The 12,500-nt window shown below is 68.5% G+C and carries 16 protein-coding genes; 5 read left to right on the top strand and 11 right to left on the bottom strand.

The window, feature by feature from the left end; genetic code table 11:
• Positions 1 to 11: 11 nt before the first annotated feature.
• Positions 12 to 758: an ABC transporter permease gene (locus BMZ47_RS11210; RefSeq protein WP_425285058.1), complete on the top strand. Its 747-nt coding sequence runs from the start codon at positions 12 to 14 to the stop codon at positions 756 to 758.
• Positions 759 to 1,148: 390 nt separating this feature from the next.
• On the opposite strand, the gene ureG is transcribed toward BMZ47_RS11210, so the two are convergent.
• The 9 genes from ureG to BMZ47_RS11160 all read right to left on the bottom strand — a co-directional run bounded on the left by ureG (position 1,149) and on the right by BMZ47_RS11160 (position 7,707).
• Positions 1,149 to 1,766, bottom strand: a complete 618-nt coding sequence (ureG, locus tag BMZ47_RS11200; protein WP_091861928.1) for an urease accessory protein UreG — start codon at positions 1,764 to 1,766, stop codon at positions 1,149 to 1,151.
• 9 nt (positions 1,767 to 1,775) lie between these two features.
• Positions 1,776 to 2,486, bottom strand: coding sequence for an urease accessory protein UreF (locus BMZ47_RS11195; RefSeq protein ID WP_039902696.1), 711 nt, complete (start codon positions 2,484 to 2,486; stop codon positions 1,776 to 1,778).
• Complete coding sequence (locus BMZ47_RS11190; RefSeq protein WP_091861925.1) at positions 2,452 to 2,940, bottom strand: urease accessory protein UreE; 489 nt, start codon at positions 2,938 to 2,940, stop codon at positions 2,452 to 2,454. Before BMZ47_RS11190 ends, BMZ47_RS11195 begins: the two co-directional genes overlap by 35 nt.
• 4 nt (positions 2,941 to 2,944) lie before the next feature.
• A complete protein-coding gene (locus tag BMZ47_RS11185; RefSeq protein WP_091861922.1) occupies positions 2,945 to 3,430 on the bottom strand; it encodes a DUF29 domain-containing protein in 486 nt (161 codons plus the stop codon).
• Between the two features lie 33 nt (positions 3,431 to 3,463).
• Positions 3,464 to 5,191: an urease subunit alpha gene (gene ureC / locus BMZ47_RS11180; protein WP_091861919.1), complete on the bottom strand. Its 1,728-nt coding sequence runs from the start codon at positions 5,189 to 5,191 to the stop codon at positions 3,464 to 3,466.
• Between the two features lie 5 nt (positions 5,192 to 5,196).
• Positions 5,197 to 5,613, bottom strand: a complete 417-nt coding sequence (locus BMZ47_RS11175) for a type II toxin-antitoxin system VapC family toxin (RefSeq protein ID WP_091861917.1) — start codon at positions 5,611 to 5,613, stop codon at positions 5,197 to 5,199.
• On the bottom strand, positions 5,610 to 5,906 hold the full coding sequence (locus BMZ47_RS11170; RefSeq protein ID WP_091861914.1) for an AbrB/MazE/SpoVT family DNA-binding domain-containing protein: 297 nt from the start codon (positions 5,904 to 5,906) through the stop codon (positions 5,610 to 5,612). The genes BMZ47_RS11175 and BMZ47_RS11170 overlap by 4 nt, the downstream gene beginning before the upstream one ends.
• 91 nt (positions 5,907 to 5,997) lie before the next feature.
• The gene (locus BMZ47_RS11165; RefSeq protein WP_091861911.1) at positions 5,998 to 6,618 is read right to left on the bottom strand and encodes an urease subunit gamma; all 621 of its coding nucleotides are present in this window, start codon (positions 6,616 to 6,618) and stop codon (positions 5,998 to 6,000) included.
• 75 nt (positions 6,619 to 6,693) lie between these two features.
• Complete coding sequence (locus tag BMZ47_RS11160; RefSeq protein WP_091861909.1) at positions 6,694 to 7,707, bottom strand: LysR family transcriptional regulator; 1,014 nt, start codon at positions 7,705 to 7,707, stop codon at positions 6,694 to 6,696.
• A 176-nt stretch (positions 7,708 to 7,883) separates the two neighbouring features.
• Here BMZ47_RS11160 and BMZ47_RS29260 point away from each other — a divergent pair, with 176 nt between their 5' ends.
• Genes BMZ47_RS29260 through BMZ47_RS11145 form a run of 3 tightly spaced genes read left to right on the top strand, consistent with a single transcriptional unit; the run spans position 7,884 to position 9,870 of the window.
• Positions 7,884 to 9,047 carry a GNAT family N-acetyltransferase gene (locus BMZ47_RS29260; RefSeq protein ID WP_342029064.1) on the top strand — a complete coding sequence of 388 codons (1,164 nt, stop codon included), beginning with the start codon at positions 7,884 to 7,886 and terminating at the stop codon, positions 9,045 to 9,047.
• On the top strand, positions 9,044 to 9,655 hold the full coding sequence (locus tag BMZ47_RS11150) for a cysteine hydrolase family protein (RefSeq protein WP_007562167.1): 612 nt from the start codon (positions 9,044 to 9,046) through the stop codon (positions 9,653 to 9,655). The genes BMZ47_RS29260 and BMZ47_RS11150 overlap by 4 nt, the downstream gene beginning before the upstream one ends.
• On the top strand, positions 9,652 to 9,870 hold the full coding sequence (locus tag BMZ47_RS11145; protein ID WP_007562169.1) for a hypothetical protein: 219 nt from the start codon (positions 9,652 to 9,654) through the stop codon (positions 9,868 to 9,870). Before BMZ47_RS11150 ends, BMZ47_RS11145 begins: the two co-directional genes overlap by 4 nt.
• Positions 9,871 to 9,885: 15 nt before the next feature.
• On the opposite strand, the gene BMZ47_RS28530 is transcribed toward BMZ47_RS11145, so the two are convergent.
• Positions 9,886 to 10,059, bottom strand: coding sequence for a hypothetical protein (locus BMZ47_RS28530; protein ID WP_007562171.1), 174 nt, complete (start codon positions 10,057 to 10,059; stop codon positions 9,886 to 9,888).
• 646 nt (positions 10,060 to 10,705) lie between these two features.
• Positions 10,706 to 10,927: a hypothetical protein gene (locus BMZ47_RS11140; protein ID WP_007562173.1), complete on the bottom strand. Its 222-nt coding sequence runs from the start codon at positions 10,925 to 10,927 to the stop codon at positions 10,706 to 10,708.
• Between the two features lie 358 nt (positions 10,928 to 11,285).
• Between BMZ47_RS11140 and BMZ47_RS11135 the strand changes: the two genes are divergently transcribed.
• The gene (locus BMZ47_RS11135) at positions 11,286 to 12,485 is read left to right on the top strand and encodes an efflux RND transporter periplasmic adaptor subunit (RefSeq protein ID WP_091861903.1); all 1,200 of its coding nucleotides are present in this window, start codon (positions 11,286 to 11,288) and stop codon (positions 12,483 to 12,485) included.
• Positions 12,486 to 12,500 lie beyond the last annotated feature (15 nt).

Raw genomic sequence — 12,500 nt, 5'->3', positions numbered from 1 at the left:
GTGCCGCCCTGATGCTCGGGCTCGGCTTCCTCTACGCGCCGATCCTGGTGCTGATCGCCTACTCGTTCAACGCCTCGGCGCTCGTCACCGTCTGGGGCGGCTTCTCCACCAGATGGTACGGCGCACTCTTCGCCGACGGGCCGTTGATGGCGGCGGCCTGGGTCTCCCTGCAGGTGGCGCTGCTCGCGAGCACGATCGCCACGATTCTCGGCACGCTCGCGGCGCTCGCCCTGGAGCGCCACGGCCGTTTCCGCGGACGATCATTCTTCACCGGTCTGATCTTCGGGCCGATGGTGATGCCCGAGGTGATGATCGGCCTGTCGCTCCTGCTGATGTTCATCGGCATCGGCGTCGACCGGGGCATCGTCACCCTCGTGATCGCGCACGCGACCTTCTGCACCGGCTTCGTCGCCGTGGTCGTGGCGGCGCGCCTGCGCGGGCTCGACCGCGGTCTTGAAGAGGCGGCCGCCGATCTCGGCGCCGGGCCGATGCGGGTCTTCCTGACCATCACGCTGCCGCTGCTGGCGCCCGCCGTGCTGGCCGGGGCGCTCCTGGCCTTCACCCTGTCGCTGGACGACCTCGTCATCGCGAGCTTCGTCTCGGGGCCGGGCTCGACCACCCTGCCGATGCGGCTCTACGGCCAGGTTCGGCTCGGGGTGAACCCAGAGATCAATGCCGCCTCGACGCTGCTCGTGGTGCTGGTCAGCGTCTTCGTGCTGCTGGCCTCGTGGCTCACGGCCCGGCGTTCCCGTGCCTGAGCGCCGTTCATCCGGCCGGCGCCGTGATCCCGCACACGCGACGTGCGCTCGCGCACGCAGTCACGCTTCGGGTGATCATACCCTCGTGACGAACCCGCTGCCCAGCGCAGCGACGTCGTGAGGGAGTCTCGTCATGATTCGTGCTCTGACATTGCTATCCCTGGCCGCTCTCCTCAGCGCATCTGCGGCGGAGGCCCGCTCGGCCCGAATCCACGCCAAACCGCAACCCAATCCCGCCATCAAGGCACGCGAATCGGTGCTGAGAGATTTCGACGCCCGGATGAGCCGCCTCGATGCGCTGATGGGCCTATCGCCGAAAGCGTCCCCGCGGTCGCGCTCGGCCGAAGCCGGGCGCTGAGGTCGTTCTGATCGAGGAGCGAACTGTGGGAATCAGCGGCCGAGGCCCCCGGCTTCCTCGATGAAGCGGGCGACGGCATCGGCGCCGTCGCCGCCCCGGAGGGACGCGAACACGTAGGGCCGCGTGCCGCGCATCCGCTGCGTATCGGCCTCCATGACCGAGAGGTCGGCGCCGACCAAGGGTGCCAGATCGGTCTTGTTGACGATCAGCAGGTCCGACCGCGTGATACCGGGGCCGCCCTTGCGGGGGATCTTCTCGCCGCCGGCCACGTCGATGACGTAGAGCGTGATATCGGCGAGTTCCGGCGAGAAGGTCGCCGCGAGATTGTCCCCGCCGGATTCGATCAGCACGAGGTCGAGCTTCGGGAAGCGCCGGCTCATCTCGGCCACTGCGGCGAGGTTGATCGAGGCATCCTCGCGGATCGCCGTGTGCGGGCAGCCGCCGGTCTCGACGCCGAGGATGCGCTCCTCCGGCAGGGCACCGGCCACCGTCAGGATCCGGGCGTCCTCCTTCGTGTAGATGTCGTTGGTGATCGCGCAGATCTCGTAGCGGTCACGGAAGCGCTTGCAGAGCTGCTCCATGAGGGCCGTCTTGCCGGAGCCGACGGGGCCGCCGATGCCGACGCGGAGCGGGCCGTTCGAGGAGGTCATGCTTCAGCCTCAGGATCGGAAGATGCGGGAATATTGCGTCTCGTGCCGGAACGAGCCGAGATCGAGGCGGAAGGTGGCCGAGCCGATCGCGTCGAGATCGGCCGCGCCGGCCGCCTCGGCCAGCCGCGTCAGCCGGGGGATCAGGGCGGCGATCACCCGCGTGCCGGCGGCCTGTCCCACGGGCGCCGCCCGCAACGCCGCCGAGACGAGGTTCTGGACGAAGGCGAGGCCGTAGGCGGCGAGCAGGGGCGACAATGCCATCCCGTGCGCGCCCGCGGCCGCACCGACCGCCACGGGATACGCGACCGGTCCTGACAGCTGAGCGGCCAATGCCGTCAGGGCGTCGCAGGGCCAGGCGCCGAGCGTCGCGTCGAGGAAGCTGCGCCCCTGCTGACTGGTCTCGAGATGCAGTTCGCGCGACGGCGCCAGGGCCAGGGCGAGATCGTTGATCGCGATGATCCGCGCCGGTTCGGCGGACGACACTGCTCGCTGCGCGTGGGCGGCCAGGATCAGGTCGTTGCGCAGGGCGCCATGGGCGCAGACATCGGCGAGCCAGGCGGCGAGGCTCGCCTCGTCGCGCACGTCACCGGTTTCGGCCGCCCATTCCAACCCGTGCGAATAGGCATAGGCGCCCACCGGATAACCCGGCGACAGCCATGCCATCAGCCGCAACGCCTCGAGGCTCTCACCCATCGGCGTGGTGGTGATGGTGCCCGCCATGCGGGTGATCATGACCGTGACCGCCGGAATAGGCCCCGCCCTCCGGCCGGAACGGGCGCTCCACCGGCTCCGCGGTGCCGCCCAGCCCCCGGACCATGTCGGCGAGCACATGGTCGTCGGCGATCCAGACCGCCTCCGCGCCGATCTCGGCCGGGATGTGCCGGTTGCCGATATGCCAGATCAGCCGCTTGAGGGCGTGGTCGCTCGCGGCGCGAATCTCCAGCAGCCGCTCGGGCGCGGCCTCGACCCAGATCAGCCGGCCATCCTCCAGCACCAGAGCGTCGCCGTCGTCCAGCACGGCCGCCTCCGGCAGATCCAGCAGGAAGCCCAAGCCCCCGGCGCCGCGCAGGGCGATGCGGCGGCGATGGCGCTCGCCGGACTCCAGCACGACCCGGTCGACGATCTCGCCGCTGGACAGGTGCTCGCGGCGCAGGATGCGGGTGGCGCGGATCATGACGTTAGGATTGGTCAATGAGATCGGGCTCCTTCGGCAGGAAGCCATCGGACAGCGCGTTTTCCAGCGTGAACGGAGGGTGTTCGGGGAAGAGGGTGAAATCGATCCCCGTCTGCTCCGAGGCTTTGCGGCGGCCGGACAGGTAACACATTGCGAAGACGTCGCTGGGATAGCGGCGCAGGCTCGGGCTGGCGTCCAGAAGCTCTGCGAGGCCGGCGCGCTGCTCGGCGATCGTTCCTTTCCAGCTGCTGGATCGGAACCCGGGCTGATACTTCCACTTGAGCAGGTGGGCGATCAGAACGGTCAGGCGGTTGCGGATCTCGCGCTTGTCGCTGGCGCCCACGCTCGCCACCTCGTCGATCAGATGGTCCAGGTCGAGCTCGTCGAAACGGCGGGCGCGCAGCAGATCGGCCTGAGCCTGGGTCCAGAGGAAGAAATCGGTCTCGTAGAGATCGTCCTTCGGGGGTGGTTTCAACGCGACCTTCGCCATGCCCGGCCTCCTGTCCGTCCGCGCCAGGATAGCTCAGAACAGGAAATAGCGCTGCGCCATCGGCAGCACCTCGGCGGGTTCGCAGACCAGGAGTTCGCCGTCGGCCCGGACGTCGTAGGTCTCGGGATCGACCTCGATCACCGGGGTGGCGTCGTTCAGAACCATGTCCTTCTTGGAGATGCCGCCGCGGACATTCTCCACCGCCACCAGCTGCTTCTGCACCCCGAGCCGCTCCCGCAACCCGTCCTCCACCGCCGCCCGGGACACGAAGGTCAGGGCCGTGGCGTAGGGCACGCGCCCGCAGGCCCCGAACATCGGGCGGTAATGGACCGGCTGCGGCGTCGGGATGGAGGCGTTGGGGTCGCCCATCGGGGCGGCCGCGATGCTGCCGCCCTTCAGCACGAGATCCGGCTTCACCCCGAAGAAGGCCGGGGTCCAGAGCACGAGGTCGGCGAGCTTGCCGGGCTCCACCGAGCCGATATGCCGTGAGACGCCGTGCGCGATGGCCGGGTTGATCGTGTACTTGGCGACGTAGCGCCGGGCGCGCAGGTTGTCGGTGCCGGAAGTGTCGCCCGCGAGCGCGCCGCGCTGGCGCTTCATCTTGTCGGCGGTTTGCCAGGTGCGGATCACGACCTCGCCGACCCGGCCCATGGCCTGGCTGTCCGACGACATCATCGAGAGCGCGCCGATATCGTGGAGGATGTCCTCGGCCGCGATCGTCTCGCGCCGGATCCGGCTCTCCGCGAAGGCGAGATCCTCGGGGATCGACGGGTCGAGGTGGTGGCAGACCATGAGCATGTCGAGATGCTCGTCGATCGTGTTCTTCGTGTAGGGCCGCGTCGGGTTCGTGGAGGACGGCAGGACGTTGGGCAGCCCGGCGACCTTGATGATGTCCGGCGCGTGGCCGCCGCCCGCCCCCTCGGTGTGGAAGGCGTGAATCGTCCGGCCCTTGAAGGCCGCGATCGTGTCCTCGACGAAGCCCGACTCGTTGAGCGTGTCGGTGTGGATCATGACCTGGATGTCGTGGGCATCCGCCACCGACAGGCAGGTGTCGATCGCCGCCGGCGTCGTGCCCCAATCCTCGTGGAGCTTGAGCGCGCAGGCCCCGGCCCGGACCATCTCCACCAGGCTCTCCGGCCGCGAGGCGTTGCCCTTGCCGGCGAATGCCAGGTTCATCGGGAAGCTGTCGGCCGCCTCGATCATCCGGGCGATGTGCCAGGGGCCCGGCGTGCAGGTGGTGGCGAAGGTGCCGTGCGCCGGCCCGGTGCCGCCGCCCAGCATCGTGGTCACGCCCGAGCACAGGGCCTGCTCGATCTGCTGCGGGCAGATGAAGTGGATGTGGCTGTCGAACCCGCCGGCCGTGAGGATCTTACCCTCGCCGGCGATCACCTCGGTGCCGGGACCGACCACGATGTCGACACCGGGCTGCACGTCGGGGTTGCCGGCCTTGCCGAGCCTGAAGATCCGCCCGCGCACGATGCCGACATCGCATTTCACGATGCCCCAATGGTCGAGCACCACCGCGTTGGTGATCACCGTGTCGACGGCGCCGGCCGCGTTGGTCACCTGGCTCTGGCCCATCCCGTCGCGGATGACCTTGCCGCCGCCGAACTTCACCTCCTCACCGTAGGTGGTGAAGTCGCGCTCCACCGTGATCTCGAGGCACGTATCCGCGAGGCGGATCCGGTCGCCGGTGGTCGGGCCGAACATGTCGGCATAGGCGGCGCGGGGAAGGGCGGCGGGCTTGGGCATGTTGGCCATGACGGTCAGGGCTCCCGGCGCAATTGGGTAAAAGCGTCCGCGGGTTCGGCTTTCCGGTCGAAGGTCAGCGTGGTCTTGCAGCCGGCCGAACGGTTGATGGCGCCAATCAAGTGATCGGCGAAGTCACCGCGGCCGCCGGCCCAGGCCGACAAGGCTACCTCGGCCGCTTCGCGATGATCGACAACGACATTCGATGCGTTGAGCAAGCGACGGATCACCGAGACAAGGGCGGGCTTCTTCTGGCGCAAGGGCCGCGCCAGAATCCAGACGGTTTCCGCGAGCACCACCGCGTTGACGAAGAATTGGGCGTCGCGCCGGCTCAGGGCCTCCGTGGCGAGCACAGTCTGCTCCGGCGTGTCGTCCGGCCAAACCGTTTCATCCACGAGCCAGCGCAGCAGGACGTTCGTGTCCAGCCCGATCACGCCTCGTCATCCTCGGGCGCGTCGTCGGTGCGATTCCAGCGGGCACTGCGGCTTGTTGCGATCCAATTCGAAATGCGCGCCCTGTCGACCGGTTCGATCGGATCGCAATCCTGACGGCCGACGATGCCGCGCAATGCGGCCAGCGCGTCGGTCCGCGCCTCGACGAGAAAGCGCCCCTGCGCATCCTGCGTGAAGACCAGCTTGTCGCCTGTCTTCACGCCGAGGGCTTTGCGAAGCGCGGCCGGCACCGTCACCTGACCCTTCGACGTGATCTTGGCTTCCGCCGCTTTCATGTCCGCCTCCTTACTACATCGCTCATGAGTAAGGAGGTGTCCGAAGCGTCCGCAAGCCTGAACCAACGGGGCGCGTCGCTGCGAAACGGGGTCAAAGCTTGCCCATCACGTCACCGCGGAACCCGTACACGGTGCGTCCGCCCGAGAGCGGCACGAGCACGACCTCCCGGGTCGAGCCCGGCTCGAACCGCACCGCCGTGCCGGGCGCGATGTCGAGGCGCCGGCCGCGCGCCTTCTCGCGCTCGAAGACCAGGCCCGGGTTCACCTCGAAGAAGTGGTAATGGGAACCGACCTGGATCGGTCGATCGCCCGTATTGGCGACCTCGATCACCGTCCGGTCCGCGCCGGCATTGAACACGATCTCGCCCGGCACGGTGGTGACCGTGCCGGGCACGTCCGCGGATGCCGCCCCCCGGATCGGGTGATGCACGGTCACGAGCTTGGTCCCGTCCGGGAACGTCGCCTCCACCTGGATGTCGGGGATCATCTCGGCGATGCCGGGCATCACCTGGTCGGCCGTGAGCACGTTGGCCCCCGCCTGCATCAGCTCGGCGACGCTGCGCCCGTCGCGGGCCCCCTCGACCACGAAATCGGTGATCAGCGCGATCGCCTCGGGATGGTTGAGCTTGACCCCACGCGCCAGACGGTTGCGCGCCACCTGCGCCGCCATGGCGATCAGCAGCTTATCCTTCTCGCGGGGCGTCAGCAGCACGGGATACCTCGTCGTCGCGGCGACGGGAGCAAGGATCATGCTCGGCGTGGGGTCAAGACGGATCCGTGGTGCCCTCTACCGTTCCATCCCGGCGAACCCCGCGAACATCTCCGGCACGGTCGAGCCCTTCAGCTTGGCTGGAAGGTCGCGGGGATGGATGAAGTCATCCCGAAACCAGGGATATCGTCCGGGATCGAAGCTGGCGCGGATCCAGTCGATCGACCGCCGGACCCGCTCGATCCGCTCGGCATCGGGGTGATAGGTCAGCCAGATGTCGAGCCCGACCTGGACGAGGCCGTCGATCGGGACGACGCGGGCGCCGATCGCGCTCGCGTAGGTCGGGAGCCAGCCGATACCGGCGCCGTTGGCCACCGCCCAGTAATGGGCGCTGCTGACGTTGGTCTTCAGCGTCACATAGCCGGATTGCGGGAGCCCGGGCGTGTGGCGGGCATATTCGGCCATGCTGACCGTCTGACTGGAGACTTGGAGGACCAGCCGATGACGGATCGCGTCTTCGACGCCGCCAGGCATCCCGTAGATGTCGAGATAGCTGCGTGCTGCGAAGGCCATCACATGCAGCCGCCCGAGCTTCACCAGCTTGAGATCCGGATTGACCGGCCGCACGAGCTGGACCGCCACGTCGGCTTCCAGGCGGGCGACGTCCGCCGGGTCCATGGTGCAGCGTAAGTCCACGACGAGGCGCGGATTCGAGCGCTGGAACTCGACGAGCCGCGGGGCCAGCCAGAACGTCCCGAGACCTTCGGTGACCGCGATGCGCACCTCGCCGTCCGGTGTCGACGAAGCCGCGTCCCGCGCGCGCAGGACCGAGTACGCCGCACTCTCCATCGTTCGTGTCGCCGACAGGATCTTCTCGCCTTCCGCAGTCAGGCGGATTCCGTCGGTGTGGCGGGTCAGCAGCGTCACGCCGAGTTGAGCCTCGAGGTCCTCGATGCGGCGACGAAGCGTGTTGATCGACAGGCCGACCGTCGCGGCGGCGGCGCGAAAGCTGCCCCGCCGCTCGAGCTCCAGGAACAGCCGCAGATCCTGCCAATCGGGCATGGCGGCAGCCACAACGGCGTCGTGTTCCATCTGTGGACCTCCCATACTTCAATTTTTGCACAGACGCGGGAAGTTCACCATGCGATGCCGATGGTCGTTACCAATCACCCGCGAAAGCCGACGCGATGACCGTCCACGTTTCGCCGCCCGATTACGCGCGGCATCCTCATGCGGCCGCATCAGAGGCACGCCACGACATCATCGATTTGAGGGCTGCCCGCCTCGCCCGGCATCTCGTGCTGTTTACCCCGACGCCGGCCGATCTCGAACGTCTGTTGGAGGAGACACGGAGCGTTCTGCCCGGTCTGGCCGACATCGCCGTGGTGCGTCGGGTGATGACCATCAATCCCGATACTGTCTTCGCGATCGCCAAACGCGGGGATTACGACGCGCAATCCCCGCGCGGCGAGGGCCTCACGGCAGTCCTACCTTTGAACGACGCCGGGATGACGGCCCTCCTTTCGGGCGAGTTCGACCCGACCAATCCGGCGTCCCATTTCATCGCCCGGCAGCATGAGCGCCCGGCCGGAATCTATCTTTGGGTGATCCACGCCCGTCGCCGGCTCGCAGCCGCCGTCGCCCTGATGCTGCAGCGGATCTCGACGCCGCTGTGCCGCGACGTCGACCTTTATGCGCGCGCGGCGACGCCGGAGGGGGCTGATTATTTGGAAGGGATCGGCTTCACCAAAGGTGCCGCGTGGCGGGGACTGCGCGCCCCGAGTCTGCATATGTTCGTCCGGTCCGAGGCGGCCGAACGCCTGCCCCCCTACGACAGCCATCGCCCCGGGCTCACCGGCGTCAGCGTCGCCGTGGCGCGCAGCTTCGAGGATCTCTCCCGCGTCATCGCCCTGCGGGCCGCGGTGTACATGGCCGAGCAGGCCTGCCCGTACGAAGAGGAGTTCGACGGCAACGACCTCTCGGCCACCCACCTGATCGGCTATGTCGGCGACGAGCCGGCGGGGTGCCTGCGGATCCGCTTCTTCGCCGATTTCGCCAAGATCGAGCGGCTGGCGGTGCGGGCCGAGTACCGCAACACCCGCTTGGCCTTCGCGCTGGTCCGGGCCGGGATCGAGCTGGCCCGGGTCAAGGGCTATCGCCGCCTCTACGGGCACGCGCAGAAGCGCCTCGTCGGGTTCTGGAGCCGGTTCGGGTTCCGGGTGTTCGAGGGCGCGCAGGAACTCGTGTTCTCGGATTTCGACTATGTCGAGATGCTGATGGAGGCGGAGCCGCATCCGGAGGCGATCGGCATCGGCATCGACCCCTACGTGATCATCCGACCCGAGGGCCGATGGCACAAGGCCGGCGCCCTGGACCGGTCGCGCGGTCGCGCCGTCACCCGGCCCTCCGTCGATCAGCAGGCGGCGCGATGACCCGGCACGTGAACCCGGCGCTCTACCGCCGGCCGAGCAGCGTCCCAGTTCTGGTGCTGGTCGACATGCAGCAGGAATACGAGATCGTCGGACGGCCTCTGGCCCTCGCGGGCATTGCGCCCGCCCTCGCCAAGTGCCGGCTCGCCCTGGATCACGCCCGGGAGAGCGGCATTCCGGTGGCCTATGTGCGCTGGATCGGTGCGCCGCTGTTCCAGCCCGGAACGCGCTTCGCGCGCTGGATCGAGGGGTTCGAGCCGCATGGCTGCGACATGATCTTCGATCGGGACCGGCCGTCCTGCTACGCCAGCCCCGCCTTCGCGGACGCGATGGAGCGCGGCGGCGCGCAATTGGTCATCGCGGGCTTTGCCGGCGAGGCCGCCTGCCTTGCCACCGCAATCGACGGCTTCCACCGGGGCCAGGAGGTGACGTTCCTGTCCGACGCCTCCGCGAGCCACGATCTCGAAGGCATCGCGGCCGACGACATCCATCGCTCGGTGAGCGCGGTCATGCGCGTCTTCGCGGATGTCATGGACACGCAATCCTGGATCACGGCGTCCGCGCCGTTCAAGCCCATGCCCGTTCCGTCGAGACCCGCGGCACGCCAATGACCAATCCCGGCCCGCACGAACGTCAGACGCACCGTAGCACCCGCGTCGATGACACGATCGACCGCAGGCTCGGCCAGCACGCCGTCGGGTTGCTTCAGGCGGCCCGGGATAGCGGCGATCCGAGCCTGATCGCCCAGGCCGAGGCCATGGCGATGGCGGTCGGATTCGCCCTCGCGTCCCGCCTCCCGGCCTTCGATCTGACCGGGAAGCCCTGAATCGGTCGCAGGCTGTCAGGCCGTCTCGTCGTCCCCGGCGATGAGACGCATGGCCCGCAGGCGGGCCGTGCGCTCGTCACGCGCCCGGAGATCGGCCTGGATGGCGGCCCAGAGCGTTGCCGCCTCCGCGCTGTCCGGAAACGCGGCCGCTGTGTCGGTTTCGGTATGGGTCTGATCGAAGGCGTCCATGTCGTGCCGTCCCGCGCCTTGAGCTGCGGTCCGGTATCAGCACATCCGTTCGGCAGTCCAGCCTCAAATACAGGCATGTCCTGTACAACCGGCCGGCTTCGTCACGCCGGTTCAGATGTTCGCTGCGTGATGCGACCGACCGATGCTTGCGCCCGGACTGAGCGATGCGGCGACCGCGCGCCGAAGTCTGATCTCCGTGGCGATTGCAGCAGGCAATATGGGGCCACGGGTGCCGTCCTCGAAGCGTCGGGAGGGGAGCGCGTCGGAATGCCTATGGCCGTGCTCGCCGCGGTGCTCGGCTTTGGCCGCACCGTCCAAGGTAGGCTGGTCCTGTGCCGGGATGATATTGCCCGGGGGCGGATCGCAGTGCGTTAAACCGGCAAAAGCCGGTCTGAAAGATGATGCGCAGTCATATCAACCTACATTCCGGATGATCGAATGTCGCGTGAGCATATTTAAGCCGACAACATTGGTATTTTCCGGGTTGGGCATGGCGATTGTCCAGCGTTGCCAGCGGATCGTTTACCCCTAAGCGATCGTCCCGCTGAACGGCCATGTCACGAACTGCAGAAACATAACGGACACGGAGACGTGGCACCTGTCCGAATGGCTCGGCGGCGCGTTGGCGCGGCGGGCCGGGCCGCTCTCAAACCTTCGTCAGCGTGGCGATGATGGATTCGACGACGTCGATCTGGTGTTGCACCGCGACCAGCCGCGGTCCCGCGGCGGCGCCGTCGCCGAGCACGAAGGTGCCCTTCTGCCGCCGCGTGTCGCGCAGCTTCCGCACCGACGCCACGATCGTCTGCCGCTCTTCGAGAAGGGCCGCTCGCAGCTCGTTCAAGCCGTCCAGTTCCACAGTCTCGGCCATGCGGGGTCCCGGTGTTCTGGTTTCGCCTCGCCGCGCTTCGCCACGCGCCGTCACACCGGCTTGTGGCCCATGTGCGAAGCCTTTGCCACGGGCACGATCGGCGGCTGGCGGGACCGTTTGCCGAGCGCTCGCGGCGGTCACCGGAGGCGCTGCCTTGATGTTGCCGCGTCGATTGTATGCTAGGGAATGCAATATCCGTCGACGGGGCTCCGCGATGCGCGCGGGTGGAAGCGTGCGGAGCGCTTTGCGCCCTGATCGCGCAAGGGCCAGTTAGGCATGCCGGGCGAGGATGACAGCCAGCGCGACGCGGCTCGATCGGACGAGACGGGCGCGTTCCACGGCGGAGGGGCCGCGGTCGATGAAGGGTGAGCAGAAGCCGCGGCGGTCCCGCGGGTTGGTGACGACGATCGTGGTCCTCGCCCTGCTGGGCGGCGGCGCCTACGGCTACGTGCGCACGACCCAGCGGCCGGTGGCCAAGGCGAAGGTGACCGCGGCGGCGCCCGTGCCGGTGACCCTCGGGACCGTCGATCAGGGCCCGTTCGCCTTGCTGCTGAACGGGCTCGGCACGGTCCAGGCCTACAACACGGTCCAGGTGCGGACCCGCGTCGACGGCGAGATCCAGCAGGTCGCGTTCCGCGAGGGGCAGAACGTCCGCAAGGGCGACGTCCTGGTCCAGATCGATCCGCGCCCCTACCAGGCGACCCTGGACCAGGCGAAGGCCAAGAAGGACCAGGACACCGCCAACCTCAACAACGCCAAGGCGGATCTGGTGCGCTACACCGGTCTCGGCGCCTACGCGTCCCGCCAGCAGACCGAGACGCAGACGGCGCTGGTCGCCCAGCTGACCGCGCAGGTCGCCTCCGACCAGGCCTCCATCGACAACGCCACGACCCAGCTCGGCTACGCCACCGTCCGGGCGCCGATCGACGGCGTCACCGGCTTCCGGCAGGTCGATATCGGCAACATCGTCACCGCGGCGGGCCAATCGCCGATCGTGACGATCACGCAGGTCGAGCCGATCTTCGTGGTGTTCACCGCGCCGGAGGACCAGCTGCCCGCCATCGGCGCGGCCCTGCGGACCGGCGACGTGCCGGTCTCGGCCTGGACCACGGACGGGCTGACCAAGTTGGCCGACGGCAAGCTCGCCCTGTTCAACAACCAGGTCGATACCGCCACCGGCACGATCCGCCTGAAGGCGGTGTTCCAGAACCAGAACCACGCCTTGTGGCCCGGCCTGTCGGTCTCGACCAAGATGCGGGTCGGCACGGTCGCGGCGGCCACGACGGTGCCGGACGACGCCGTCCAGCACGGGCCGGACGGGTTGTTCGCCTTCGTGATCGACGAGTCCGGCCACGCGCATCAGCGGGCCCTGAAGGCCGGGCGCTCCGATTCCGGGCGGACGCAGGTGCTGACGGGCGATCTCAAGCCGGGCGATCGGGTGATCACCGCCGGGCAGTACAAGGTCCAGGACGGCAGCCTCGTGGCCGACCCGCACGCCGCCCATACGGCGCAGGCCGAGACGGCGGCCCCGGGCCGGTCGGCCAGGGCCGAACCGTGATGAACATGCGCGTCG

Origin of the sequence: Methylobacterium brachiatum, assembly GCF_900113845.1 — a bacterium.
GTDB lineage: Bacteria > Pseudomonadota > Alphaproteobacteria > Rhizobiales > Beijerinckiaceae > Methylobacterium > Methylobacterium brachiatum.
The sequence above is the reverse complement of the archived record's forward strand: the minus strand, read 5'-3'. Positions and strand labels throughout refer to the sequence as shown.